Genomic DNA, 24,938 nt, shown 5'->3' with positions numbered 1-24,938 from the left:
GGCCGGGAGCTGGACCGCTCCCGGCCCGGGACCGGCACGTCAGACGATGCGGATGCGCAGCCGGCGAAAGCCGCGGCCCTTGTTCTCCATCTTGACCACCTCGACCCGGCCGACCATCGCCGTCGAGGCCACGTGCGTGCCGCCGTCGGCCTGCAGGTCCAGGCCGACGATGTCGACGATCCGGACCTCCTCGATGTCGGGCGGCAGCAGGTCGGTCGCCGTCCGGATCAGGTCGGGGATCGCGTAGGCCTCCGCACGCGGCAGCGTCCGCACCTCGATGCGCCGGTCCGCGGCGATCTCGGCGTTGACCGCCTCGGCCACGCGGTCCTTGAAGTCGGCCGGCACCTCGGCCAGGTCGAAGTCCATGCGCGCGGTCAGCGGCTCCATGTTGCCGCCGGTGACCTTCGCGCCGAAGTCGCGCAGGACGACGCCGGTGAGCACGTGCAGCCCCGAGTGCGTCCGCATGAGCGCCGTCCGCCGCTCGTCGTCGAGCGCCCCGCGGACGGCGGCGCCCGGGGGCGGCAGCGGATCGCCCTCCACCGGGATCAGGTACAGCTCGTCGCCCTTGCGGGTGCCGGCGATGCGGGTGCGGACGCCGCCCCACAGCAGCACGCCCTCGTCCGGCGGCTGCCCGCCGCCCCCGGGGTAGAAGGCGCTCCGGTCGAGGACGATGCCCTGCTCGGGGTCGGCCGCGACGACCGTCGCGTCCCACTCCCGGACGCTGGCGTCGGTCAGGTCGAGGCGGTGGGTGTGCCCGTGGTGGTCGCCGGCGGTGGTCACCCCGGCATGCTGCCCGTTCCGGGCGGACGGCGGCCACCGTCGGCACCCCGCACCAGGGACGGCGACCCCACGTCACCCCCCCGTCCCGGCCCGTCCCGGGTGGTCAGGACCCGGTGTGGGCCGCTCCGGTACCGGTCCGGACGACCGTGACCGGGCAGGGGGCGTGGCGCACGACCTGGTCGCTGACCGAGCCGAGCAGCAGCTCGGTGAAGCCGCCGCGGCCGCGGGCACCGACCACGAGGAGGTCGGCCCGCACCGCCGACTCGACCAGCCCGCGCACGGCGGTGCCGTGGGTGACGTGACAGGTGACCGACAGCGCGGGGCCCAGGCCGGCGGCGGCCACGTCTGCCTCCAGGTCGGCCCGCACCGCCTGCTCGAAGTCCTCGAACGGGGGGATGTAGCCCGGCGCCCAGGTCGCCGGCAGCGGGGCCGTGGTGATCTTCCAGGCGCGCAGCACGTGCAGCGGGAAGCCGGCGCGGGCGGCCAGGCGGGCGGCCCACTGCAGCGCCTCCTGCGCGCATGCCGACCCGTCGTGCCCGACCAGGACCCCACCGGGGACGTCGGCCACCCGGGTCACGCCCTCGTCGTCGAACTCCACGTCGATCTGCTCGGTCATGGACGCAACCTATCGTCGTCGCCGCGCCACCTCCCGTGGCCGAGGTCCGCGTCGTCCACGACCGTCGATCCGCCCGCGACCAGCTCCTCCGTCACACCACGACAGGCGCGCCGGCCGTTCCCGCGCGCCGGTGCGGGCGACCGACCGGTCCTGAGCTGGGTCGCGTCCATCCGGCGGGACGTCGGGTTGCCACCCACGTCGAGCGTGTGGGGACCGTGCCCGGTTCGCGCCCCGCGAGTGGCCGGACTCGACCGTCGGAAGACACGTCGAGGCCGGGAGGACGAGCGTCCTCCCGGCCCCGGCGTGGCCCGTCCCGGTCCCACCCCGAGCTCGCTGAGGATGGGACGGGGACGGGGTCCTCCTTCAGTCCGTCAGGCGCTGCGTCAGCCAGTCGTGGAACTCCCCGATGTGGTGCTCGGACGGCACCAGGACACCGCCGTTGGCGTAGGCCCGGGACGACATGGCCGGCTGGGTCCGCTCACAGGCCTCGAAGTCCTGCTCGTTGACCCGGTGGAAGAGCTCCACCGACCGGGACACGTCCTTCCCGGACTCCACCACCTCGCGGGTGTACAGCCAGTCGCACTCGACGATCGTCCGGTCGGCCGACACCGGGAACATGCGGTGGAAGATCACGTGGTCGGGCACCAGGTTGACGAAGACCGTCGGCCGGACGGTGATGGCGTAGTAGCGGCGGTCGTGGTCCTCGTCGACGCCGGGGAGCTTGTCGAAGCCCTCGCTGCCGTCGACGGTGAAGCCCTGGACGTCCTCACCGAACTCCGCACCGTGCCCGACGAAGAACTGCGCGGCGTAGCCGTCGGCGAACTCCGGGAGCACCTCGGTGAGCTCGGGGTGGATCGTCGCGCAGTGGTAGCACTCCATGAAGTTCTCGATGATGAGCTTCCAGTTGGCCTTCACGTCGTAGGTGATGCGGCGGCCGACCGTGAGGGAGTCCAGCTCGTAGTGGTCGATGGCGTCCAGGCTCCCGAGGCGGTCGGCGATGTCGCCCATGACGTCGTCCTCGAAGGACGGGGGCTCGTCGGCCAGGGAGACCCAGGCGTACCCGAGCCACTCCCGCAGGTGCACCGGCACCAGGCCGTACTGGACGCGGTCGATGTCGGGCATCTTGGTCAGGTTCGGGGCCGCGACCAGCTTGCCCGAGAGATCGTAGGTCCAGGCGTGGTAGGGGCACTGGAAGGCCCGCTTGACCTCACCGGAATCGTCGGTGCAGATCTGCGCACCGCGGTGCCGACAGATGTTGAGGAAGGCCCGCAGCTGACCGTCGCGGCCGCGGACGACCAGCACGCTCTCGCGGCCGACCTGGACCTTCCGGAACTTCCCGGGCGTCGGCAGGTCCGCCGACCGCACCGCGCAGAACCACATGGTCTCGAAGACCCGGGTCTGCTCGAGGGCGAAGATGGCCGGGTCTGTGTAGTACTGGCCTGGCAGCGTGGAGATGAGGCTCGCGGGCAGGTCGGTGGTGGTCATTCGGCACCTCGGGGGTTCCATCCGGCGCTGGGCGGGGACACGCCGGGAGTCGGGCAACGCGGCTCTGTGTCGACCACGGTCGTCGTCTGCCAACAACTCAGGACGACCGAGGTGTTGCACATTACTCAGCGGTTCGCGCATAGCGCAACAACCCGGGCATCCAGAGCTGTCCCGGATCTGCTCAGGGCGTACGGACCGGACGAGGCGCCGCCCGACCCCCACCGTGCCCGTGATGGGTGCACTCAGCGCGCTTCCGACGCCGTCCCGTTCGCACACATCGCGAAGGAGGGAGTCGTCGCGAGGTCAGCGCGACGTCTCGGTCACTGCGGGCGGCGACGCCGCTGGGCCTCGGCGGGGTCAGCCGAAGAAGCCCAGCCGCCGGCTCATCTCCTCGGCGCCCGCCACCACCCGCCGGGCGAGCCGCGGGAACTCCTCCACCCCCATGCGGAACGACGGCCCCGAGACGCTGAGCGCCGCGACCACGTCCCCGTCGGCGCCCCGGACGGGCGCGGCGACGGCGTTGAGCCCCACCTCGTACTCCTCGGCGGTGGCACCCCAGCCCTGCTCGATGATCAGGTCGAGGTGCTGCTGCAACACCTCCGGGTCGGTGATCGTCCCGGCGGTGTAGCGCGGCAGGTCGCGGGAGAGCACCCCCTTGCGGACGGCGTCGGTTGCGTGGGCCAGGAGCACCTTGCCGCTCGAGGTGGCGTGCAGGGGGGTGCTCTGCCCCACCCAGTTGTGCGTGCTGAGCGCCGCCGGCCCGCGGGCCTGGCTGACGTTCACCGCACGGTCGCTGTCGAGGATGGCGATGTTGACCGTCTCCTCGAGATCGGCGGCCAGCGCCTCGCAGACCCGGCGCCCCTCCCGGGCGATGTCCAGCTGCGCGGCGGCGGCACCGGCCAGGCGCACGACACCGAAGCCCAGCCGGTACTTGCCCCGATCGGCCAGCTGCTCGACGAAGCCCCGGCTCTCCAGCACGGCGACCAACCGGAAGGCCGTGGACTTGTGCACCCCCAGCTCGGCGGCCACCTCGGTGACGCCGGCCTCCCCGTGCGCCGCGAGGATCTCGAGGACGCTCAGCGCCCGGTCCACGGACTGGACCGCAGCGACCGAGCTCCGCTCCCCGTTCCCACCCTGCGGCCCACTCATGACCTCAGCGTAGGCGGCCGACCGCGCGAGCCGGGCCGCCGCTCTTGACGCCACCGCGGCGCCCGGTCATGCTTGTTGCGCTATCGGCACATCGTTGCGGAGCACGCAACGCCAGTCAGCCAGGAGCGTCCATGATCCCGGTCTGTCCCACGACCGCGCTGCCGCCCGGCGAGGCGACCCGAGTCGAGGCCGACGAGCCCATCGCGGTCTTCAACGTCGACGGCGAGTTCTACGCGATCGACGACACGTGCACCCACCAGGATGCCTCGCTGGCCGACGGCTGGCTCGACGGCTGCGCGGTGGAGTGCCCCCTGCACGCCTCGTGCTTCGACCTGCGGACCGGGAAGGTCTCCGGCCCGCCGGCCAAGACACCGGTCCGCACGCACCGGGTCGTCGTTCAGGACGGCATGGTCTACGTGCAGCCGGGGACCACCGCGGAGGGCGTCGCGTGAGCTCCACGATCGCCGTGGTCGGGGCCTCCCTGGCCGGCCTCTCCGCTGCCCGCGCGCTCCGCGACCAGTCCTACGACGGCCGCATCGTCGTCATCGGCGACGAGGTGCACGCCCCCTACGACCGGCCGCCGCTGTCCAAGGAGTTCCTGGTCGGCACGGCCTCGCTGGAGGACATCGCCCTGGGCGCGCCTGACGACGAGGACCTCGGCCTCGAGTGGCGGCTGGGCACCACGGCGGTCGGCCTGGACCACCTCAGCCGGTCGGTGCTGCTGGAAGACGGCAGCGAGGTCCGCGCCGACGGCGTCGTCCTCGCCACGGGCGCCCGCGCCCGACGCCTGCCCGGCAGCGACGGGCTCGACGGCGTGCACGTGCTGCGGTCGCTGGACGACGCGATCGGGCTGCGGGAGGACCTGGCCGCCGGCGGACGTCTCGTCGTGATCGGCGCCGGCTTCATCGGGGCAGAGGTCGCCTCCACGGCCCGCAAGCTCGGGCTGGATGTCACGGTCGTCGAGACCCAGCCCGTCCCGCTCGCCGGCCCGTTGGGCGCCGACATGGGCGCGGTCTGCGCGGAGTTGCACGCCGACCACGGCACCCGCCTGCTGACCGGGACCGGGGTCGCCGGACTGGTCGGCACCGGCAGGGTCGAGGCCGTCGAACTGAGCGACGGCACCCGCCTGCCCGCCGACGTGGTGGTCGTGGGGATCGGCGCCACACCGAACATCGAGTGGTTGGCCCACTCCGGCGTGGCCCTCGGCAACGGCGTCCTCACCGACGCGCGCGGGGCCACGCACATCCCGGGCGTGGTCGCGGTCGGCGACTGCGCCGCGGCGTGGTCGGCCTCCGCGGAGCGGCACGTGCGCATCGAGCACTGGACCAACGCGCTCGAGCAACCGGCCACCGCGGTCGCCACGCTTCTGGGCGCCGGGGAGCCGGCGCCGACGCCGGTGCCCTACTTCTGGTCGGACCAGTACGGCGCCCGCATCCAGTTCGCGGGATCGCGCCGCGAGGGCGATGTCGCCCGAGTGGTGGAGGGCAGCTGTGCCGACCGCAGCTTCCTCGTCGTCTACGAGCGCGACGGGCACCCCGTGGCCGTCCTCGGGATGAACCAGCCCCGCCTCTTCACCCGGTGGCGCCGGCAGCTGCGCGCGGCCGTGCCGGCCGCGTCCTGACCCTCGGCCGCCTGCGCACGCAGCGGCGAGGCGGCCCACGACCGCAACTCGAGCACCCTCGGACCGTCGTCGACGTGGTGACGGCGGTCCGAGGGTGCTCGACTGCGTCCTGCGGACGTCCGCACCATCCGGTGCGCCGGTCGGGCCCGGCAGCGTCTGGTGCAGGCACCTCTGCTCGTCGTCCGCGGGAGTGGCCAACCTCCCGCAACGCACACACGTGGCCGGCAGTGACCTCGAGCTGCTCGCCGGCGCCTCCCGCGCTGCCCGGCCGGTTGATGCACCGCGGCCGACCTGGCCGAACCCGCCCTCCCGGCGGGTGCGCCGCTACCGGCCTTCCCGGCCCGGCGAACCGGTGCCCGTAGGTAGCTGTCAGGGGAGCGGCTCGTCGGCCCCGAGGCGACGAGCACACGATCGGCGAACAGCCGCGCGACCGCTTCCCCGCACGAGGCGGGCCGGCGCACCGGCATCCCACCCCGCCCCCGGCGATCCTCACGGACGGCCATGCCTCGTGGCGCCGGCATCAGCCCGGTCCGACCTCCGGTGCGACTCCAGGAGACCCTCCTCGGGGACCCTCTGACGGATTCGTCACATCGCTTCGAGGGCCGCTGTGACAGCCCTGCCGCGGCCGCCCTCGGGAACGCTGACCCGCCCACCTCACCCCGAGGTCGCACACCACCACCCGGGCGGCCGGCTGGCTCCTCACGTGCCTCGGTCGGCACCGCCTCCGGGACACGGAGAGGCCTCCCGGCGGTGGAGCGGCACGCCGCTCCACCGCCGGGAGGCCTTCACCCGTCGGCCGAGACCCTAGGCGCGCGGATCCTGCGGTCGGCCGATGGCCTCGGCCTTGGGCTGGCTCTGCGCGGAGACGGACGTGTCCCCTGCCGACGACACGAAGTTGCCTCCCGGGCTGACCGACAGCTGGCCATGCGCCTGCGGGCTCGCCGAGGACGTCTGTGGCGCCACGGCTGCAGCGTCCGCTGATGGGCTCGGGGTCCTCTCCACGACGATGACGAAGTCCTCGCCGTGCCGGCTGATGCCGTCGACGACGGCCTGCTCGATCGCCACGCTGGCGTAGGTCCCGCGCAGCACGATGGGATCGCGGCGGAGGTCCTTGACCAGACTCACGGCCATCGCCGCCATGACCAGCGCGAAGGGCAGTGCCGCGATGATCGTCAGGTTCTGCAGCCCGGTCAGCGCCGCACCCTCCTCGCCCAGGAGCAACATGATGGCTGCGACCGAGCCCATCACCACGCCCCAGAAGACGACGACCGAGCGGCTCGGTTCCAGGGTGCCGCGCTGCGAGAGCGACCCCATGACGATCGAGGCCGCGTCCGCACCGGACACGAAGAAGATCGCCACGAGGACCATGACGAGCACGGTCGCGGGGGTGGCCAGCGGGTACTGCCCCAGGACGGCGAACAGCTGCCCCTCCGTGGTGCCCTGACCGGCGACGTCGGCACCGTCGCGCTGGGCGGCGATCCCCGCCCCGCCGAACACGGCGAACCACAGCAGGCTGACCAGGCTGGGCACCAGCAGCACGCCGGTGACGAACTGCCGGATGGTCCGGCCGCGGCTGATCCGGGCGATGAACAACCCGACGAACGGCGTCCAGCTGATCCACCAGGCCCAGTAGAAGACCGTCCAGCCGCGCAGCCAGGTGGCCATCGGGTCACCGCCGGTGGCCTCCGTGCGCGCGGCCATCTCGCCGAGGTCGGAGAAGTAGCTGCCGACCGCGTCGGGGATCAGGTTGAGGATGAAGATCGTCGGGCCGGCCACGAAGACGAACACCGCCAGCACCAGCGCGAGCACCATGTTGGTGTTGGACAGCCACTGGATCCCCCGCTCGATGCCGGACACGGCCGAGGCGACGAAGGCGGCGGTCAGCACCGCGATGATCGCGACCAGAACGCCGTTGCCGACGTCCCCGGCCCAGCCGAGGATCTCCACCCCGCTGCCGATCTGCAGCGCCCCCAGGCCGAGGGAGGCCGCCGAGCCGAACAGCGTCGCGAAGATGGCCAGGACGTCGATGACCCGGCCGGCCGGGCCGGTGGCCCGCCGCTCCCCGAGCAGCGGGACGAAGACCGAGCTGATCAGCTGCCGGCGGCCGCGGCGGAAGGTGCCGTAGGCGATCGCCAGGCCGACCACGGCGTACAGCGCCCACGGGTGCAGCGTCCAGTGGAACAGCGTGGTCGCCATCGCCGTCTCGATGGCCTGCGACGACTCGGCCTCGGCCGTCAGCGGCGGTGGGGAGACGTAGTGCGACAGCGGCTCGGCGACCCCGTAGAACATCAGGCCGATGCCCATGCCGGCGCTGAACATCATCGCGATCCACGAGATGGTGCGGAACTGCGGCCGCTCGTCGTCGCGGCCCAGCGGGATGCGCCCGTACTTGCCGGCCGCCAGCCAGATGACGAAGACCACGAACGACGACGCCAGCAGCACGAACAGCCAGCCGAGGTTGCCGGTGACCCAGCCGAGGACCGAACCACTCACGGTGCCCAGGCCCGTGGGAGTGACGAAGCCCCAGGCGACGAAGCCCAGCGCCATGACCGCCGCGACGGCGAACAGCACCCGGTCCACGGCTGCGTGGCGGTCGGCGATGCAGGGGGGCGGCTCGGCGAGAGCCGGGTGAGTCCCCGTCACTGACACATCCGTGGCCCTGATGGCTGAGGGCCCCGTCCCCGACCCACCGGCTCCAGTGCCAGCCGTCGGATCAGCCCCAACGGCTTCCGACGAGCTCGGCTGGCGGGTGGGCGAGGCGTGCTCGCTGCGCGGTTGCTCCATGACACTCCCCTATCGTGTTGCGTCATCCGAGACCGACTTCGCATGAGGGAACCAGAAGGCCCGCGGCAGAACAAGGGCCAGACGTGATTCTCTACACAGTCTCGCCGTGATACGACCCTGCGTCACAAGTACCTGACGTGGTGAACAGTCGCTCACGGCCAGCCAGCCCACTCGTTGTCCCCGCGAGACGGGTGACGTCCCGCCAAGGTGGATGTAGTCCTCACCGTGTTGCTCAGCGGTGGGGTGACCATGCCGTGGGTACGGCCGATGAGCCCGCGGTGATGGCGGCGAACGAGGCCCGGAAGACGGCGACCAGGGCGGGGGGCAGGGCTGCGCTCTCGTCACCGGGGACCTCTCGGCAGCACCGAACCTCCACCTCGTCACCGGGTGCCCCGCTCGGACCCTGCCGGCTGGTCCGCGTCCGCACCGGAGATGGCAAGACCAGGAGGGACACACCGCATGCATCGCCGGGTTCCGTGATTCGTGGTGACGAGTTCCTGGAGGAGCGTCCGCCGAGTCGCCAGCATGGGGACCAGCGGGAGCTCCGAGTGCCGCGCTCGACGGCGAGAGCGCGAGGGGCAACGGCATCAGCAGCCCAGCGGGCAGCGACCAAGGAGGCTCGCTCCGCGACGTCCACTTGAACACGCTGCGGCACTCCACGGCGAGCTTGCTGCTGGCGGCCGGAACCCACACGAAAGTCATGCAGGAGCACCTGGGCCACTCGTCCTACGCGATCACGGCGGACATCTACAGCCAAGTCGGTCCCGCTCAGCAGCGTGAGGCGGCAGACCGGCTCGATGAGGCGCTCCGGTGGTGACCGTTGCTGCACTCCGGCCGCGCTGCTGTGCCGGCCCGCTGTACGTCGTCGCGCCGGGCAGATCACCACACCGACGGTCGAAGCCACGCTCGACCACGCTCGTGAACAGGTGGCCGAGGCGCCTTCCCCGGGCTGCCATGCGTCAGGTCTCGCGGGCGGTCTTGGCGAGGTGGAGCCAGGTGTCGACGACGGTGTCGGGGTTGAGCGACATCGACTCGATCCCCTGCTGCACGAGCCACTGGGCCAGGTCGGGGTGGTCGCTGGGGCCCTGGCCACAGATGCCGACGTACTTCCCGCGCTCCAGGCACGCCCTGATCGCCATCTCCAGCAGGGCGAGCACCGCCGGGTCCCGCTCGTCGAAACCCCCGGCGACCAGGGCGGAGTCGCGGTCGAGCCCCAGCGTCAGCTGCGTCATGTCGTTGGAGCCGATGGAGAACCCGTCGACGTGGTCGAGGAAGTCCCCGGCCAGCAGCGCGTTGGAGGGCAGCTCGCACATCATCACCACCGACAGGTCGTTCTCCCCGCGGCGCAGGCCGTGCTCGGCGAGCAGGCGCACGACGCCCTCGATCTCCGCGACGGTCCGGACGAACGGGATCATGATCTTGACGTTGGTCAGACCCATCTCGTCGCGGACGTAGCGCAGCGCCTCGCACTCCATGGCGAAGCAGTCGGCGAAGCCGGCCGACAGGTACCGCGACGCCCCGCGGTAGCCGATCATCGGGTTCTCCTCGTGCGGCTCGTAGCGCTCGCCGCCGAGCAGGTTGGCGTACTCGTTGGACTTGAAGTCGCTCATCCGCACGATCACCGGCTCGGGCGCGAACGCCGCCGCGATCATGGAGATCCCCTCGGCGACCCGCTGGACGAAGAAGTCCCGCGCCGAGGGATAGGCCGCGATCCGCTCCTCGACCCGCGCCCGCAGGGCCGCGTCGAGGTCCTCGAGGTCCAGCAGCGCCCGCGGGTGGATGCCGATCTGCCGGTTGATGACGAACTCCAGCCGGGCCAGGCCCACCCCGGCGTGCGGCAGCCGGGAGAAGGCGAAGGCCTGCTCCGGGGTCCCGACGTTCATCATGATCTTGGTGGGGATGTCCGGCATCGCGTCCAGCCGGGTCTCCTCCACCTCGAAGCCCACCTGGCCGGCGTAGACGAGGCCGGTGTCGCCCTCGGCGCAGGAGACGGTCACCGGGTCGCCGTCGGTCAGCACCCGGGTGGCGGTGCCGGTGCCGACGACGGCGGGGATACCGAGTTCGCGGGCGATGATCGCCGCGTGGCAGGTCCGCCCGCCGCGGTTGGTCACGATGGCCGAGGCGCGCTTCATGATCGGTTCCCAGTCCGGGTCGGTCATGTCCGCCACCAGCACATCGCCGGCCGTGAACTGGTCCATCTCGTCGATGTCGGTGAGCACCCGGACCGCACCCGCGCCGATCCTCTGCCCGATCGCCCGGCCCTCGACCAGGACGTCCCCGGTGCCGGTGAGCCGGTAGCGCTCGGTGCTGTTGCCGGAGCGGGACTGCACGGTCTCCGGGCGCGCCTGCAGGATGAGGATCTGCCCGGTCAGACCGTCCTTGCCCCACTCGATGTCCATGGGCCGGCCGTAGTGCTCCTCGATCCGGCAGGCCTGCCGGGCCAGTTCGGTGACCTCGTCGTCGGTGAGGGACAGCCGCCGGCGCTCGGCGGGGTCGACGTCGACGAATGCGGTCGTCCGGCCGACCTCGGCGTGCTCGGTGTAGACCATCTTGGTGGCCTTCTCCCCCACGCCCCGCTTGAGGATCGCCGGGCGCCCGGCCCGCAGCGCCGGCTTGTAGACGTAGAACTCGTCGGGGTTGACCGCGCCCTGCACGACGCCCTCGCCCAGGCCGTAGGCCGACGTCACGAACACCGCGTCGCGGAAACCGGACTCGGTGTCCATGGTGAACACCACCCCGGAGGCCCCGACGTCGGAGCGCACCATCCGCTGCACACCGGCCGACAGCGACACCGCCTCGTGGTCGAAGCCGTGGTGCACCCGGTAGGCGATCGCCCGGTCGTTGTAGAGAGAGGCGTAGACCTCCCGGACCGCCTGCAGCACCGCGTCGATGCCCCGCACGTTGAGGAACGTCTCCTGCTGTCCGGCGAAGGAGGCGTCGGGCAGGTCCTCGGCCGTGGCGCTGGAGCGCACCGCGACGGAGGTCTCCGCGTCGTCCCCGGCCAGCCGGTCGTAGGCCGCCCGGATGTCGGCCTCCAGGGCCGGCGGGAAGGGCTGCTCGACGACCGCCCGGCGGATCTCCCGGCCGGCCGCGGACAGCGCCCGCACGTCGTCGGTGTCCAACGCGCGTAGCCGCTCGGCGATCGAGGCGGCCAGGCCGGTGTCGCCGAGGAAGCGCTGGTAGGCCGCCGCCGTGGTGGCGAAGCCGTCGGGGACGCTCACCCCGGCGTCGGCCAGGTTCGAGATCATCTCCCCCAGGGAGGCGTTCTTCCCGCCGACCACCTCCAGGTCGCCCAGCCCCAGCTCGGCGAACCACCGGACGTTGTCGGCGTCGCCGGCCGTGCCTCCCGCCGTGCTGCGGGCCGGTACCTCGGGTGCGGTGTCGGTGCTCATGGTCAGGTGGTCCCATCTCGCCGGAGGTCGTGGCCGGAGGTCGGCAGCGCGCCGGAACTGCGCCGCTGCCGGGCCAGGGTCTGGATGACCACGGTGGCGATCTCCTCGACGGATGCCGCCGAGGTGTCCACCGTGGGCAGGTGGTGCCTGTCGTAGATCGCCGTCGCCCGCCGCAGCTCGAAGCGGCACTGCTCCTCCGAGGCGTACCGCGAGTCCGGGCGTCGCTCCTGGCGCACGCGGCTGAGCCGAGCCACGGTGGTGGTCAGCCCGAAGCACCGGTCCGCGAGGTCCCGGACCGGGCGCGGCAGGTCGATGCTCTCCAGGTCCTCGTCGACCAGGGGGTAGTTGGCCACGAACAGGCCGTGCTGCAGGGCCAGGTACATCGCGGTCGGGGTCTTCCCGCACCGCGACGGCGCCAGCAGGACCACGTCGGCCCGGTCCAACCCGCGGGGGCTCAGGCCGTCGTCGTGCTCGATGGCGAACTCGATCGCCGCCATCCGGCTGTTGTAGCGCCGGACGTCGCCGACGCCGTGCAGTCGCCGGGCCTCGCGCAGCCCACGGGCCCCCAGCTGCTCCTCCACCCGGCTCATGTGGATGCCGAAGAAGTCGATGATCGGGGCCTTCGTCTTCAGGAGCTCCTCGCGCACCTCGTCCACGGCCGCGGTGGTGAACACCAGCGGGGGCACCGGGCCCGCCATCGCCGCGTCGAGCTGGGCCACCACCTCCCGGGCCTGCTCGACCGTGGAGATGAACGGGATCAGGGTGCGTTCGAAGCGGACGTCGGGGAACTGGATGAGCAGCGCGTTGCCCATCGTCTCGGCGCTGATCCCCGTGCTGTCGGACAGGAAGAAGACCGGCACCACCGCGTCCGCATCGCGGTCCGGGCGACACGCTGGGTCTGAAGCGGGCGACGGCGACCACGGCACGGGCGGACTCCCCTCTGTCGTGCGTCGGCTCGCGCCGATGACTGCGTGCTCGAAAATCAGCGAGAGCGGAGCCTTCCAGCCACGAGCACACGGTCAGCAGGTGTGCTCGCGCAGCGGGATCCCTTGCCGCCATGACTACAACGGAAGACTGTTATATCAGTTGCATAACAACGTAGTGCAGACTGCCGACTAGGGTCAAGGGCCCCCGGGAGCTTGCCGCCTCGAGTCGGGACGCCATGCCCTCGAACGCTGGAGTGGCCAGTCCTCCACAACCGACGCGCACGCTGACGTGGTCCATCGCTGCGCCGGCCGAGGCTCCATCGCGGTCGCGGATGCCTGGTCATGGCGCGGAGTCACTCCCGCTCACGTCCTCCGATCACCAGCTGTCGGCCGCCGGTTCCAGGCCGTCCGCCCTGGTACGTCGGCGCACGTCAGGAGCTGTACGGAAGCACCCCGGATGTCGCCGATGACCCCCGACCGACGCCAGTGGTGGTCGAACCGGGTGTCGCCGAGCCGCTGGCCGACAGCCTTCAGAGGTCGCCATGCGGGTTCGGTTGCGTCACTTCGACCCACGCACAGCTGTACGTCGACATGCCTGTCCGCCGTGAGGGATCCCAGCGCCTCATCCGCTGCCGACGAGTGCCGCAGGCGCCAGGCTCCCCGCCCCGGGGGAGGTCCGTACCGGCTCCTTCCGGCCTCGGATGGGCACCGCCTTGCGACGAACGCCGCTCAACTCTGCGGCACGCCATCCTCGCAGCGAGCTGAGCACCGCCACCCCCTCCGCCCGCTCGAGGTCGGCCACGCGCAGCACCCGTTCCTGCAGCCTGTCCATCTCGAGCAGCCGCGCGCGCTCGACGCCGGGAAGGCACCCGGCCTCCAGTGGAGGCGTCCACCAGCACCCGTCGAGCTCCACTGCGAGGGAGGCCCGGGTCACCTCGGTGAGCTCTCCCCTCGTGTTGACCATGATCACGTCGTCGACGTCGGGTCGCCGCTCGCGGCGCCGGTCGTACGGCTCCCGCAGGCTCGTCTTGTGGTAGAGCCAGGTCTCCCGGGGATCGACCGGATCGTCGTCGACCGCGAGCAGCACCGGGCCGGCCGAGGGCGCAGGGAGCGCCTCGACGTCGACGGCGAGCATCCCGTCGCGCCGGAGGCGGATCCGGACGCGTGCCGCCGGCTCTCCCGCCAGCCGCACGGCCAGGACGCGTCGCGCCGTCGGCAGATCGAACCGGAACCCCAGGTGCTCGGCCGAGGCTGCCAGGCGGTGCAGATGACGTTCCCGGTTGCGCAGACCGCACTCAGGGTCGTGCCGCATCGTCTCCAGCAGCTCGAACTCCCGGGGCCGCGCGGACAGGACCGCGGCCTTGGCGAGGAGCTCGGCATGCTCAGCCGACGCCTCCGAGCCCCAGGTGATGCCACCGCCGGTGCCGTACACGGCCTCTCCCGAGGACCTGTCCACCACGGCCGTCCGGATGGCCACGCTGAACCGCGCCCGGACCGGCGCGTCCGGTGGACCCACCAGGCCGATGGCTCCGCAGTAGACGCCGCGCGGGTCGGGTTCCAGGGACCGGATGATCTCCATGGAGCTCGCCTTGGGCGCTCCCGTGACCGAGCCGCAGGGGAAGAGTGCCCGGAACAGCTCGACCAGGCCGGTTCCGGGCGGGAGTCGAGCCGTGACGTCGGAGGTGAGCTGGAGCACGGTCTCGTAGCGCTCGACGGTGAAGAGCGCCGGCACGTCGACGCTGCCGATCTCGGCGATCCGGCCGATGTCGTTGCGCATGAGGTCGACGATCATGACGTTCTCCGCCCGCTCCTTGGGGCTGGACTGCAGCCGGTGGGCCAGGCGCCGGTCCTCGTCCCGGTCCCGTCCCCGCTGCGCCGTGCCCTTCATGGGGCGGAGCAGCACCGCGTCGCCACGGCGCTCGAAGAACAGCTCGGGGCTGGCACTGGCCACGGCGAAGCGGCCGAGGTCGAGATAGGCGCTGTGGGCTCCGCGCTGACCCAGGGCCAGGTCCCGGTACAGGGCGAAGGGATCCCCTGACACGCGACCGGACATCCGGACGGTCAGGTTGCACTGGAACGTGTCCCCGTTGGCGATCCGCTCCTGGACCTGCCGGACGCCGTCGGCATGCCCGGCCGGTGTCCACGTGGGTTGCCACCGGGCCGCCCCGCCCCGGCCGGCGCCGGCCGGCCCGGCCGCCTCCAGCGGAGACACGGGAACCGGCTGGTCGCAGACCCCGAACCAGACCAGCGGCATGCCCATGGGCATGGATCGGTGCACGGCGAGCCGTGGGTCCAGCCCGGCAGCAGCCTCGTAGGCGACGTATCCGAAGGCCCACTGTCCGGCATCGGTGGCTCGCTCGACCTCGGTCAGGACGCCGAGGACCTCCTCGGGCCGCTCGGCGATCAACACCCGGCGCGGCGGTGGACACTGGACGGCGGTCCCGGCGCGGAGGTCGTCGAAGCGAGCCCACGGCACCCCGGGCCGGCTGCCGGATCTCACCGTGTCGTCCCCGGGCGCACGGCGGCGAGCAGGTGGAACGAGCCACTCACCACGACCGGCAGCCCGGCGTCGGCGCGTTGCGCGGCGCGGGCCACCGCGCACGCCGGGTCCTCCTCCACCACGGCCTCGACCCCGCACTCCCCTGCCGCCACGGCGATCTGCTCGGCGGGTACGGACGTGCCGGCGGGATGGTCACCGTCTCCGGTGGCGAACCGGGTGGCGACCACCAACGATGCCGCGGGAGCGATGACCCGCACGGCGGCCTGGAGGTCCCTGTCCTGCTTGACGGCCAGCACCCACGGGAACCGGGCGCCGGGATGGACGTCCTGCAGGGTCGCCACCAGCGCTGCGAGTTTCATCGGGTTGTGCGCTCCGTCGAGCACCGCGGGCCGGCCGGCGATCACGAGGCGTTCGAACCGACCGGGCAGCGTGGCGCTGCGCATCCCCAGCCAGACGGCATCCGGGTCCAGGGACCATCCGTCCCGCGCAGCCAGCGCCTCGACGGCGCACAGCGCCAGATGGGCGTTGCCGGCCTGGTGCCGCCCCGTGAGCCCCAGGGACAGGGACGGCTGGCCGCGTAGGTGCAGCTCGGTGCCGCCCGGTCCGGTCCAGGACCGCACCGCCGGGGGGCCGAGGTCCACCCACCGGAGGTCACAGCCCCGACGGGTCGCCTCTTCGCTGAGCACGTCCTCCACCTCGGCGCTCCGTTGGCGGGCCGCGACCGCACGGCCGCCGACGGGGAGGACGCCGGCCTTCTGCGCCGCGATCTCGCGGACGGTGGCCCCGAGGACGTCCTGGTGGTCCAGGCCGATCGGGGTGATCACCGCGAGCTTGTCCGCCCGGGAGATCGTGTTGGTGGAGTCGAGCAGTCCCCCGAGCCCGGTCTCGACGACCCCGTAGTCGACCCGGTCGGCGAACAGGCCGAACGCGATGGCGTTGGTGACCTCGAAGAAGGACGGCCGACCGTGGCCGGCCTGCTCCACCGCCTCGACTGCTGGCCGGATCCGTTCCAGCTCCGCGTCGACGAGGTCGGCTCCGGCGGGAGCGCCGTCGACCTGGAACCGCTCGAGGACGGAGTAGGTGTGCGGCGACAGGTGAGCGCCGACCCGGAACCCGTGGGCCCGGAGCAGGCTCGCCACGAAGGTGCTCACCGACCCCTTCCCCGCGGTGCCCGCGACGTGCACGGCGCGGAAGCGGTCCTGCGGATCCCCCAGCGCCCCGAACAGGGCCCGCGGGCGGGCGAGCCCCACCCCCGCCGGGCCCCGCTGCGGCCCGAGCTCCGCGAACAGGTACCGGCGGACGCGGTCGAGCGCGGCCCTGGACGAGGGTGCGCCGGCGGACGGCGGCAGTTCCGCCGTCCCGGTCGACATCAGACCTCCAGCGACCGGGTCACCGGAAGACGACCGTGCTGTGCCCGTTGAGGAGCACCCGCCGTTCGCCGTGCCACCGGACCGCGCGCGACAGCGCCAGCGCCTCGGCGTCCTGGCCGACCGTGGCGAGTGCGCGCGGGTCGTAGGTGTGGTCGATGCGGATGACCTCCTGTTCGATGATCGGTCCCTCGTCGAGGTCGGGGGTCACGTAGTGGGCGGTCGCGCCGACCAGCTTCACGCCGCGGTCGAAGGCCTGGTGGTAGGGCTTGGCGCCCTTGAAGCCGGGCAGGAACGAGTGGTGGATGTTGATCGCCCGGCCGTGCAGGGCGGCGCAGGCCTCGTCGGAGAGGACCTGCATGTACCGGGCCAGCACCACCAGGTCGGCCCGGTGCTCGTCGACCAGTTCGAGCAGCCGCGCCTCGGCCTCCCGCTTCGTGGCCGCCGTCACCGGTACGTGGTGGAACCGCAGCCCGGCCGCCTCCGCCATCGGGCGCAGGTCCTCGTGGTTGGACACCACGGCGACGAGGTCGGCGCCGAGAGTGCCGGACCGCCAGCGGAAGATGAGGTCGTTGAGGCAGTGCCCCAGCTTGGACACCATGACGAGCACCCGCTGCGGCTGGCCGCCGGTGACCTGGTAGGACATGCCGAACTCGTCGGCCACCGCCTGGAAGTCCGCCGACAGGCGGTCGGCGTCGGTCTCCTCCGAGCAGACGAACGCGGTCCGCAGGAACAGCTGGCCGCGGACGGCGTCGTCGAACTGCTGGTGCTCGACGATGTCGCAGCCGTGCTCGAAGAGGAACGAGCTGACCGCGTGCACGATGCCCGGGCGCTCCTGGCAGCTGAGCGTGAGGGTGTACGGGTGGGACACGGGTGCCTCCTCAGCACTCGACGATGTTGAGCGCCAGCCCGCCACGGGCGGTCTCCTTGTACTTGTCCTTCATGTCCGCGCCGGTCTCGCGCATGGTCTTGATCGCCTTGTCCAGCGGGACGTGGTGGCGGCCGTCGCCGCGCACGGCCATCCGGGCGGCGGTGATGGCCTTGACCGAGCCGACGGCGTTGCGCTCGATGCAGGGGATCTGCACCAGCCCGCCGACGGGGTCGCAGGTGAGGCCGAGGTTGTGCTCGATGCCGATCTCGGCGGCGTTCTCCACCTGCTCCGGCGTTCCCCCGATCACCTCGGCCAGACCGGCGGCGGCCATCGAGCAGGCCGACCCCACCTCGCCCTGGCAGCCGACCTCGGCGCCGGAGATGGAGGCGTTCTCCTTGAACAGCAGCCCGACCGCTGCGGCGGTGAGCAGGAACCGCACCACGCCGTCCTCGGAGTAGGAGTCGACGAAGTCCCGGTAGTAGTGCAGGACGGCCGGCACGATGCCGGCTGCCCCGTTGGTCGGCGCGGTCACCACCCGCCCGCCGGCCGCGTTCTCCTCGTTGACCGCCAGCGCGTAGAGGGTGACCCAATCCATCGCGCGGAGCGGGTCGGCCTCGTCCGGACGGACCTCCAGCTGGGCACGCAGCGCGGCCGCGCGCCGGCGGACCTTCAGCCCCCCGGGCAGGACGCCGGTGGTCCGGGTGCCGCGCTCCACGCACTCCTGCATCACCGACCAGACCTGCAGCAGGCCCGCACGCACCTCGGCCTCGCTCCGCCAGGACAGCTCGTTGGCCAGCATCACATCGCTGATCCGCAGGCCCGTCTCCCGCGTCCGGGCCAGCAGCTCCTCACCGGTCCGGAACGGGTACCGGACGGGTGTGGGGTCCTCGATGATGGCCGGGTTGCCGGCGTCGTCCTCGTCGAGGACGAACCCGCCGCCCACCGAGTAGTACTCGCGCCGGTCGACCTCGTCGCCCCCCGCATCCAGCGCCCGGAACAGCATGCCGTTGCTGTGGAACTCCAGCCGCTTGCGTCGGTGCAGCACGACGTCCTCGTCCACCGAGAACGCGATGGGGTGCTCGCCGGCCAGGGCCAGCTTGCCCTCGCGGCGGACGGCGTCGACCCGTGGTCCGGCGGCGACCGGGTCGACCACGTCGGGCTGCTCGCCCTCGAGGCCGAGGACGACGGCCTTGACGCTGCCGTGGCCGTGCCCGGTGGCGCCGAGCGACCCGAACAGCTCGCACCGGACGCCGGCCACCCGCTCGAGCAGCCCCTCCTCGGCGAGGCGCGAGACGAAGGTGGCGGCGGCCCGCATGGGGCCCACGGTGTGCGAGCTCGACGGCCCGATGCCGACCTTGAACAGGTCGAAGGCGCTGATGGTCACCCGTGCCTCCCTCTCCCCCGCCGATGCGTTCCAACACCAACCGTCGAACCAGGTACACAGTTGGTATATCAGATGTACGGTAAAAGTATGTCGATCCCTCTCAAGAGGCAAGGCCCGGTGGCCGACAACCTCTACGATCTGCTCGTGACCGCTGCTCCTCTGGATCTCGACTCGTCCGCTGTCGCGTCCCTGGCGGACAAGGCCTACGTGGCGATCCGGGACCGGCTGATCATGCTCGACATCCGTCCGGGCGATCCGATCGACGACGACGAACTGGCCAAGGACCTCGGCGTGGGCCGCACCCCGGTCCGCGAGGCGCTGAAGCGTCTGGAGGGCGACCGGCTCGTGGTGTCCTACCCGCGGCGGGGGACCTTCGCGACCGGGATGGACATCTCCGATCTGGCGCACATCTCCGACATCCGCGCCCAGCTCGAGCCGTTGGCGGCCCGCCGTGCCGCCGAGCGGGCCGTCCGCACGGCGCATGCCGAGCTCGAGGACCTGGCCTCGCGCATCCAGTACCTGGACGTCGCCCAGATCGACCGGACCGAGTTGATGCGCTGGGACCTCGCCGTGCACCGGGCCATGTACCGGGCAGCCGGCAACCCCCACCTGGAGGACGTCCTGATCCGCTACGACAACCTGGCGACGCGGATCTTCTGCCTGTTCCTGGACCGGCTGCCCACGGTCGACGAGCACGTAGGGGAGCACGTGGAGCTGCTCCGCGCGATCGCCGCCGGCGACGCCGATCGGGCCGACGCCCTCGCCCGTGAGCACGTCCTGGGCTTCGAGCGGGCGATCCGCGCAGTGATCTGAGAGGAGGCCCTCGCTCGCAGCGCGTCGAACCGAACGCAACGCCCCCGTCTCGCGCGGTTGCTGCCCATCCGCGCAGACCGTCACTGCCTGTCGGCCCCTCTGCTGGGTCCCGCCGTGAGCTCCTGAGCGGTGGGGGCAGCAGAGGGGTCCTTGTTCACACCGGGCCGACGGCGTCCAGGACAGCGAGGACGTCCCGCGTGGCCGCGACGTCGTGCACGCGGAGCACGGAGGCGCCTCGCTGGACCGCGACGAGCGCCGCGGCCAGGGAGCCGGGCAGCCGGTCCCCCACGGTCCGCCCGGTCAGCTGCCCGAGCACCGACTTGCGGGACAGCCCCACCATGACCGGGACCCCCAGACCGGTGAACGCGTCGAGCGACGCCAGCAGCGCGACGTTGTGGGTCAGCGTCTTGCCGAACCCGAACCCCGGGTCCACCACCAGGTGCTCCTGCCGGACGCCGGCGTCGAGGCAGGCACGCATCCGCTGGGCCAGGAAGGTGCGCACCTCCACGACGACGTCCCGGTAGCGCGGGTCCTGCTGCATGGTCTCCGGCGAGCGCTGCATGTGCATGAGGCACACCGGCACGCCCAGCTCCGCGGCGGCCTCCAGGGCACCCGGCGACCGCAGTGCCCGGACGTCGTTGACCATGCTCGCGCCGGCCGCCACGGCTGCCCCCATGACGTCGGGCCGCGAGGTGTCCACGGACAACGGTACGGGGACCTGCCGGACCAGGGCCTCGACGACCGGGACGACGCGGTCCAGCTCCTCGGCGAGGGTCGGCGGGCGCGAGCCGGGTCGGGTCGACTCCCCGCCGATGTCGATGAGGTCGGCCCCTTCGGCAGCCAGAGCGCACCCGTGCTCCACAGCGCGGTCGAGGCTGTCGAAGCGCCCCCCGTCGGAGAAGGAGTCGGGGGTCACGTTGAGGATGCCGCAGACCAGGGGCCGCCTCGCCGCGAGGGCCCGACCGAGGGCGTGCGTCGAGGTGCCGGTGGTGGCGGCCGGGCGGTCGGCCAACGCCGTGCCGGTCATCTGGCTGCTCCGATCCGTGTGGTCCGGGAGGTGGGCGGGTTCACGGCCGCCCGGGGCTCTCGGCACCGGTGGCCCCGGGCCCCGGCAGGTCCCCGCCGTGGGCGTGCGAGTGGCGGGGGGCAGGGCGGCCCCCTGCAACGCACCGCCGAGCGTGCGAGGGGCGGGAGGAGGGGGTCCTCCCTCAGCCGCGCGCGGACGTGATCGTGTGCTGCAGGAGCAGTGCGGTCGTGACCGGGCCGACGCCGCCGGGGACCGGGGTCAGTCCGGCGACGCGCCCGGTGACCGAGCCGGCGTCGACGTCCCCGACCAGGCCGCCGTCGGGCGTCGGGTTGGTCCCGACGTCGACGACCACCGCGTCCTCGGCGACGTGCTCGGCCGTGATGAGCTCCGGTCGCCCGACGGCGGCGACGAGCACGTCCGCGGTCCGGGTGACCGCGGCCAGGTCCTTGGTGCGGCTGTGGCAGACGGTCACGGTGGCGTCCCGCTGCAGCAGCAGATGCGCCGCGGGCTTGCCCACGACGGTGGAGCGCCCGACGACGACGGCGTGCGCCCCGGACAGCGGGATCCCGTGGGAGTCCAGGAGCGCGAGCACGGCCTCGGCGGTCGCCGGCGCGAAGGCGGGCAGGCCCGCGGCCAGCCGCCCCAGGCTGAGTGGGTTGGCGCCGTCGACGTCCTTGGCCGGGTCGATCGACGCGGCGAGGTCCTCGACGACCGCGTCGGCAGGCAGCGGTGTCTGCAGGATGATGCCGTGCACCGCGGGATCGGCGCTGAGCGCGACCAGCTCGGCGCGGATGCGGTCCGGCGTCGCCGTCTCCCCGAGGTCGACCACCGAGCAGGCGATGCCGGTCCTCTCCGCGGCGCGGGCGATGGAGCGGACGTACCAGGCGCTGGACTCGTCCGCGGTCGCGACGACCACGGCCAGCCGGGGCGGTGTCCCGGCGGCGGTCAGGTCCGCGGCCGCGGCGGCGACCTCGGCGCGGATGCCGGCGGCCAGCTCGGTCCCGCTCAACGTCGCGGTCATCGGACCAGCCCGTCCCGGACGGCGGCGGTGACCTTCTCCGCGCGCAGGACCAGGTCGTCCACGGTGTCGACGACCGCAGCGAGCTCTCCCCAGGTCCCCGGGTCCTTGATGCCGCCGAGGTTGACCTCCACGTTGACCCGCGCGGTGGTGGCCGCGGCCCGGGCCGCCTCCGCGGCGGCGGCGACGTCGCTGATCACGTTGCGGTTGCCGATCGGCAGCAGCTGCTCGGCCAGGCCCACCACCTGCTCAGCGACGGCGACGACGATCGCCGGCACGTGGGCGGCGGCGACCAGGGCCCTCGCGATGGCGTCCGACCGGGCTGCGGCCTCGTCAGGGGTCCCCTTCGGGAGCCTGTAGGCCTCGGTGACCGCGGTGAAGGCCGCGGCGTCCTCCTCGGCCAGGCCCAGCGCGTTCTGGCGCAGCCGGTCGGCTGTGGTCGAGATGGTGGCGATCTCCTCGGCGTGGTCGGCGTACTTCGCCGAGTCGCTGTAGCGGGCGACCATCGCCACCAGGGCGGCGGCCTGGGCCGCGTGCAGCGCGGCGGTGGCCCCTCCTCCCGGGGCGGGCACCCTGGCGGCGAGCTGCTCCAGGAACGTCTCGATGGTGTCGGTGCGCATGGGTCCCTCCGGGGGTGGGCGCGGCCGCGGGCCGGCGGGCGGCCCCGGGCGTGGCCGGGGTCGCCCGCCGATCCGGCGGAGGTTGTGGAACGGGCTAGCCGCGGAGGCGGGTCATGTCCGGGTCGACGAGCGGCTCGGCGGCGACGGTCGCGGGGATGCGACTGCCGAAGTACCCGATCTCGACGCTCGTCCCGACGGTCGCCGAGGCCGGCAGCCAGGCGTAGGCGATCGGCCGGCCGACGGTGTGCCCGAAGGCCGCGCTGGTCACGTAGCCGGCCGGGTGGCCGTCGACGAAGACGGGCTCGTGGCCGAGGACGACGCTGCGGCCGTCGTCGATCGTCAGGCAGGACAGCCGCCGGTCCACCGTGTCGTCCCCGATCCCGGCGAGAGCCTGCCGCCCGACGAAGTCGGCCTGCTTCTGCTTGCGGACGGCGAACCCGAGCCCGGCCTCGTAGGGGTTGTGCTCGGTGGTCATGTCGTGGCCCCAGGCCCGGTAGCCCTTCTCCAGCCGGAGGCTGTTGAAGGCGGCCCGGCCTGCCGCGATCACGCCGAGGTCCTGGCCGGCGCGCCACAGCACGTCCCACAGCCGCTGGCCGTTGTCGGCGCTGGTGTAGAGCTCCCAGCCGAGCTCGCCGACGTAGGACAGCCGCATCGCCGTGACCGGCACCCCTCCGATCCGGGCCCGCTTGGCGCGGAAGTACTTGAGCCCGTCGTTGGAGAAGTCGTCGGCGCTGAGCCGCTGCACGAGGTCGCGGGCCCGTGGGCCCCACAGGCCGATGCAGCACGTGCCGCCGGTGGTGTCCCGGATCTGCACGCTGCCGTCCGCCGGCGCCTGGCGCTGGAGGTGGTCCAGGTCGAGGGGACCGTTGGCGCCGATCTGGAACAGCTGCTCGCCCAGCCGGGCGACGGTGAGGTCGCTGCGGATGCCGCCGGCCTCGTCGAGGGCGAGCGTGTAGGTCACCGACCCGACGGACTTGTCCATCTGCCCCGTCGTCAGCCGCTGGAGCAGGTCGAGGGCGCCGGGGCCGCTGACCTCGAGCCGCTTGAGCGGCGTCATGTCGTACATCGCCACGGCGGTGCGGGTCTTCCACGCCTCGGCCGCCGCGATCGGGGACCAGAACTGCGCGGTCCACGCGTCGCGCTCCGGCGGCACCCACTCCGCGGGCAGCTCGTCGACCAGGTGCGCGTTGGCCTCGTACCAGTGCGGCCGTTCCCAGCCGCCGGCCTCGAGGAAGACCGCGCCGAGCTCCTGCTGCCGGGCGTGGAAGGGGCTGACCCGCAGGTCGCGCGGGGACAGCCGGGGCTGCAGCGGGTGGATGACGTCGTAGATCTCGACGAAGTTCTGCTGCGAGGTCTCGCTGACGTACTCCGGCGCGAGCTGGACGTCCTCGAAGCGGTGGACGTCGCAGCCGTGCAGGTCGACCTCCGAGCGGCCCTCGACGAGCAGCTGGGCCACCGACCGGGCCACCCCGGCCGAGTGCGTCACCCAGACCGCCTCGGCGATCCAGAAGCCCGCCACGTCCCGCGCCTCCCCGACCAGCGGGCCGCCGTCCGGCGTGAACGAGAAGACCCCGTTGAAGCCGTTGTCGATCTTCGAGGAGCGCAGCGAGGGCAGCAGCAGCTGGCTCTGCTCCCAGGCCGGCGCGAAGTCCTCATCGGTGAAGGGCAGCATCGAGGGCATCGACGACTCCCGCACGCCGTCCCCCTGCGGCAGCTCGCGCAGGTCGACCGGCATCGGCCGGTGGGCGTAGGACCCGATCCCGAGGCGGTCGACGCGCTCCCGGTAGTACAGGTCCTGGTCCTGGTGCCGGAGGATCGGCAGGCTCGCCTCGCTGAGCTCGTCGTTGCGGCCGACCAGGTCCGGGACCTGGCCGGTCCAGACGAACTGGTGGGCCAGCGGCAGCAGGGGGACGTCCATCCCGACCATCGCACCGAGCTCCTGACCCCAGAAGCCGGCGCAGGAGACCACGATGTCGGCAGGGATGACGCCGTCCGGGGTCCGGACGCCGGTGACCCGGCCGCCGGTCTGCTCGATGCCGGTCACGCGGGTCGAGCCCTGGAAACGGGCGCCCCGCGCCTCGGCACGGCGGGCCAGCGCGACCACCGCCCGGGACGCCTTGGCCAGGCCGTCGCTCGGGATGTGCAGGCCACCGAGGATGCGGTCGCGGTCGACCAGCGGGTGCAGCCGCACGCACTCGTCCACGTCGACCACCCGCGACTCGACGCCCCAGGAGGTGGCCCAGCCCTGCTTGCGGTGCAGGTCGGCGAGCCGCTCCGGCGTGGTGGCGACCTCCAGGCCGCCGACCTGGTTGAAGCACCAGGCGCCGTCGACGTCGATGCCCTTGAGCTTCTCCACGGTGTAGCTGGCGAACGCCGTCATGGTCTTGGAGGCGTTGGTCTGGAAGACCAGCCCCGGCGCGTGCGAGGTGGAGCCCCCGGTCAGCGGGAGGGGTCCCTGGTCGACCACGGTGACGCGGTCCCAGCCACGGGCGGTCAGCTCGTCGGCCAGGTTGGCCCCGACGATCCCCGCTCCGATGATGACCACACGAGGGGTGGTGGACATTGCTTTCGCTCCTGACGTGCCG

Annotated in this window: 19 protein-coding genes; 4 read left to right on the top strand and 15 right to left on the bottom strand. The window is 72.6% G+C overall.

The features are described from left to right. Positions 1–39: 39 nt before the first annotated feature. The 4 genes from ACWIX7_RS20145 to ACWIX7_RS20130 form a co-directional block, all read right to left on the bottom strand. Complete coding sequence (locus ACWIX7_RS20145; RefSeq protein WP_448618187.1) at positions 40–780, bottom strand: alanyl-tRNA editing protein; 741 nt, start codon at positions 778–780, stop codon at positions 40–42. Between the two features lie 103 nt (positions 781–883). Beyond that, positions 884–1,396, bottom strand: a complete 513-nt coding sequence (locus ACWIX7_RS20140; protein WP_448618186.1) for a universal stress protein — start codon at positions 1,394–1,396, stop codon at positions 884–886. Between the two features lie 363 nt (positions 1,397–1,759). Beyond that, positions 1,760–2,881, bottom strand: a complete 1,122-nt coding sequence (locus ACWIX7_RS20135) for an aromatic ring-hydroxylating oxygenase subunit alpha (protein WP_448618185.1) — start codon at positions 2,879–2,881, stop codon at positions 1,760–1,762. Between the two features lie 357 nt (positions 2,882–3,238). Beyond that, positions 3,239–4,030: an IclR family transcriptional regulator gene (locus ACWIX7_RS20130; protein ID WP_448618184.1), complete on the bottom strand. Its 792-nt coding sequence runs from the start codon at positions 4,028–4,030 to the stop codon at positions 3,239–3,241. Between the two features lie 131 nt (positions 4,031–4,161). On the opposite strand from ACWIX7_RS20130, the gene ACWIX7_RS20125 reads away from it, so the two are divergent. Both ACWIX7_RS20125 and ACWIX7_RS20120 read left to right on the top strand, forming a co-directional pair. Beyond that, complete coding sequence (locus tag ACWIX7_RS20125) at positions 4,162–4,482, top strand: bifunctional 3-phenylpropionate/cinnamic acid dioxygenase ferredoxin subunit (protein ID WP_448618183.1); 321 nt, start codon at positions 4,162–4,164, stop codon at positions 4,480–4,482. Beyond that, positions 4,479–5,651, top strand: coding sequence for an NAD(P)/FAD-dependent oxidoreductase (locus tag ACWIX7_RS20120; RefSeq protein ID WP_448618182.1), 1,173 nt, complete (start codon positions 4,479–4,481; stop codon positions 5,649–5,651). The genes ACWIX7_RS20125 and ACWIX7_RS20120 overlap by 4 nt, the downstream gene beginning before the upstream one ends. A gap of 804 nt (positions 5,652–6,455) precedes the next feature. Here the strand turns inward: ACWIX7_RS20120 and ACWIX7_RS20115 are convergent. Next, positions 6,456–8,294 carry a BCCT family transporter gene (locus ACWIX7_RS20115; protein ID WP_448618181.1) on the bottom strand — a complete coding sequence of 613 codons (1,839 nt, stop codon included), beginning with the start codon at positions 8,292–8,294 and terminating at the stop codon, positions 6,456–6,458. A 727-nt stretch (positions 8,295–9,021) separates the two neighbouring features. Between ACWIX7_RS20115 and ACWIX7_RS20110 the strand changes: the two genes are divergently transcribed. After that, complete coding sequence (locus tag ACWIX7_RS20110; protein ID WP_448622172.1) at positions 9,022–9,252, top strand: tyrosine-type recombinase/integrase; 231 nt, start codon at positions 9,022–9,024, stop codon at positions 9,250–9,252. Between the two features lie 142 nt (positions 9,253–9,394). Here the strand turns inward: ACWIX7_RS20110 and ppsA are convergent, their stop codons facing one another. The 6 genes from ppsA to ACWIX7_RS20080 form a co-directional block, all read right to left on the bottom strand. After that, positions 9,395–11,827, bottom strand: coding sequence for a phosphoenolpyruvate synthase (ppsA, locus tag ACWIX7_RS20105; RefSeq protein ID WP_448618180.1), 2,433 nt, complete (start codon positions 11,825–11,827; stop codon positions 9,395–9,397). A 2-nt stretch (positions 11,828–11,829) separates the two neighbouring features. Beyond that, positions 11,830–12,687, bottom strand: coding sequence for a pyruvate, water dikinase regulatory protein (locus ACWIX7_RS20100; protein WP_448618179.1), 858 nt, complete (start codon positions 12,685–12,687; stop codon positions 11,830–11,832). A 688-nt stretch (positions 12,688–13,375) separates the two neighbouring features. Next, a complete protein-coding gene (gene pabB, locus ACWIX7_RS20095) occupies positions 13,376–15,253 on the bottom strand; it encodes an aminodeoxychorismate synthase component I (RefSeq protein WP_448618178.1) in 1,878 nt (625 codons plus the stop codon). Continuing rightward, a complete protein-coding gene (locus ACWIX7_RS20090; protein ID WP_448618177.1) occupies positions 15,250–16,623 on the bottom strand; it encodes a bifunctional folylpolyglutamate synthase/dihydrofolate synthase in 1,374 nt (457 codons plus the stop codon). Before ACWIX7_RS20090 ends, pabB begins: the two co-directional genes overlap by 4 nt. Positions 16,624–16,642: 19 nt before the next feature. Next, positions 16,643–17,491: a formyltetrahydrofolate deformylase gene (gene purU / locus ACWIX7_RS20085; RefSeq protein ID WP_448618176.1), complete on the bottom strand. Its 849-nt coding sequence runs from the start codon at positions 17,489–17,491 to the stop codon at positions 16,643–16,645. 10 nt (positions 17,492–17,501) lie between these two features. Next, positions 17,502–18,875, bottom strand: a complete 1,374-nt coding sequence (locus ACWIX7_RS20080; RefSeq protein ID WP_448618175.1) for an L-serine ammonia-lyase — start codon at positions 18,873–18,875, stop codon at positions 17,502–17,504. Between the two features lie 144 nt (positions 18,876–19,019). Between ACWIX7_RS20080 and ACWIX7_RS20075 the strand changes: the two genes are divergently transcribed. After that, on the top strand, positions 19,020–19,688 hold the full coding sequence (locus tag ACWIX7_RS20075) for a GntR family transcriptional regulator (RefSeq protein WP_448618174.1): 669 nt from the start codon (positions 19,020–19,022) through the stop codon (positions 19,686–19,688). 154 nt (positions 19,689–19,842) lie between these two features. On the opposite strand, the gene folP is transcribed toward ACWIX7_RS20075, so the two are convergent. From folP to ACWIX7_RS20055, 4 genes are all read right to left on the bottom strand, one after another. Then, positions 19,843–20,715, bottom strand: a complete 873-nt coding sequence (gene folP, locus ACWIX7_RS20070) for a dihydropteroate synthase (protein ID WP_448618173.1) — start codon at positions 20,713–20,715, stop codon at positions 19,843–19,845. A gap of 181 nt (positions 20,716–20,896) precedes the next feature. Continuing rightward, positions 20,897–21,736: a bifunctional 5,10-methylenetetrahydrofolate dehydrogenase/5,10-methenyltetrahydrofolate cyclohydrolase gene (locus tag ACWIX7_RS20065; RefSeq protein ID WP_448618172.1), complete on the bottom strand. Its 840-nt coding sequence runs from the start codon at positions 21,734–21,736 to the stop codon at positions 20,897–20,899. Beyond that, positions 21,733–22,353, bottom strand: a complete 621-nt coding sequence (locus tag ACWIX7_RS20060) for a cyclodeaminase/cyclohydrolase family protein (RefSeq protein ID WP_448618171.1) — start codon at positions 22,351–22,353, stop codon at positions 21,733–21,735. Before ACWIX7_RS20060 ends, ACWIX7_RS20065 begins: the two co-directional genes overlap by 4 nt. A gap of 94 nt (positions 22,354–22,447) precedes the next feature. After that, positions 22,448–24,916: a GcvT family protein gene (locus ACWIX7_RS20055; protein ID WP_448618170.1), complete on the bottom strand. Its 2,469-nt coding sequence runs from the start codon at positions 24,914–24,916 to the stop codon at positions 22,448–22,450. Positions 24,917–24,938 lie beyond the last annotated feature (22 nt).

Source organism: Geodermatophilus sp. URMC 65, from assembly GCF_053502545.1.
This window is presented reverse-complemented; position numbering and strand designations above follow the sequence as displayed.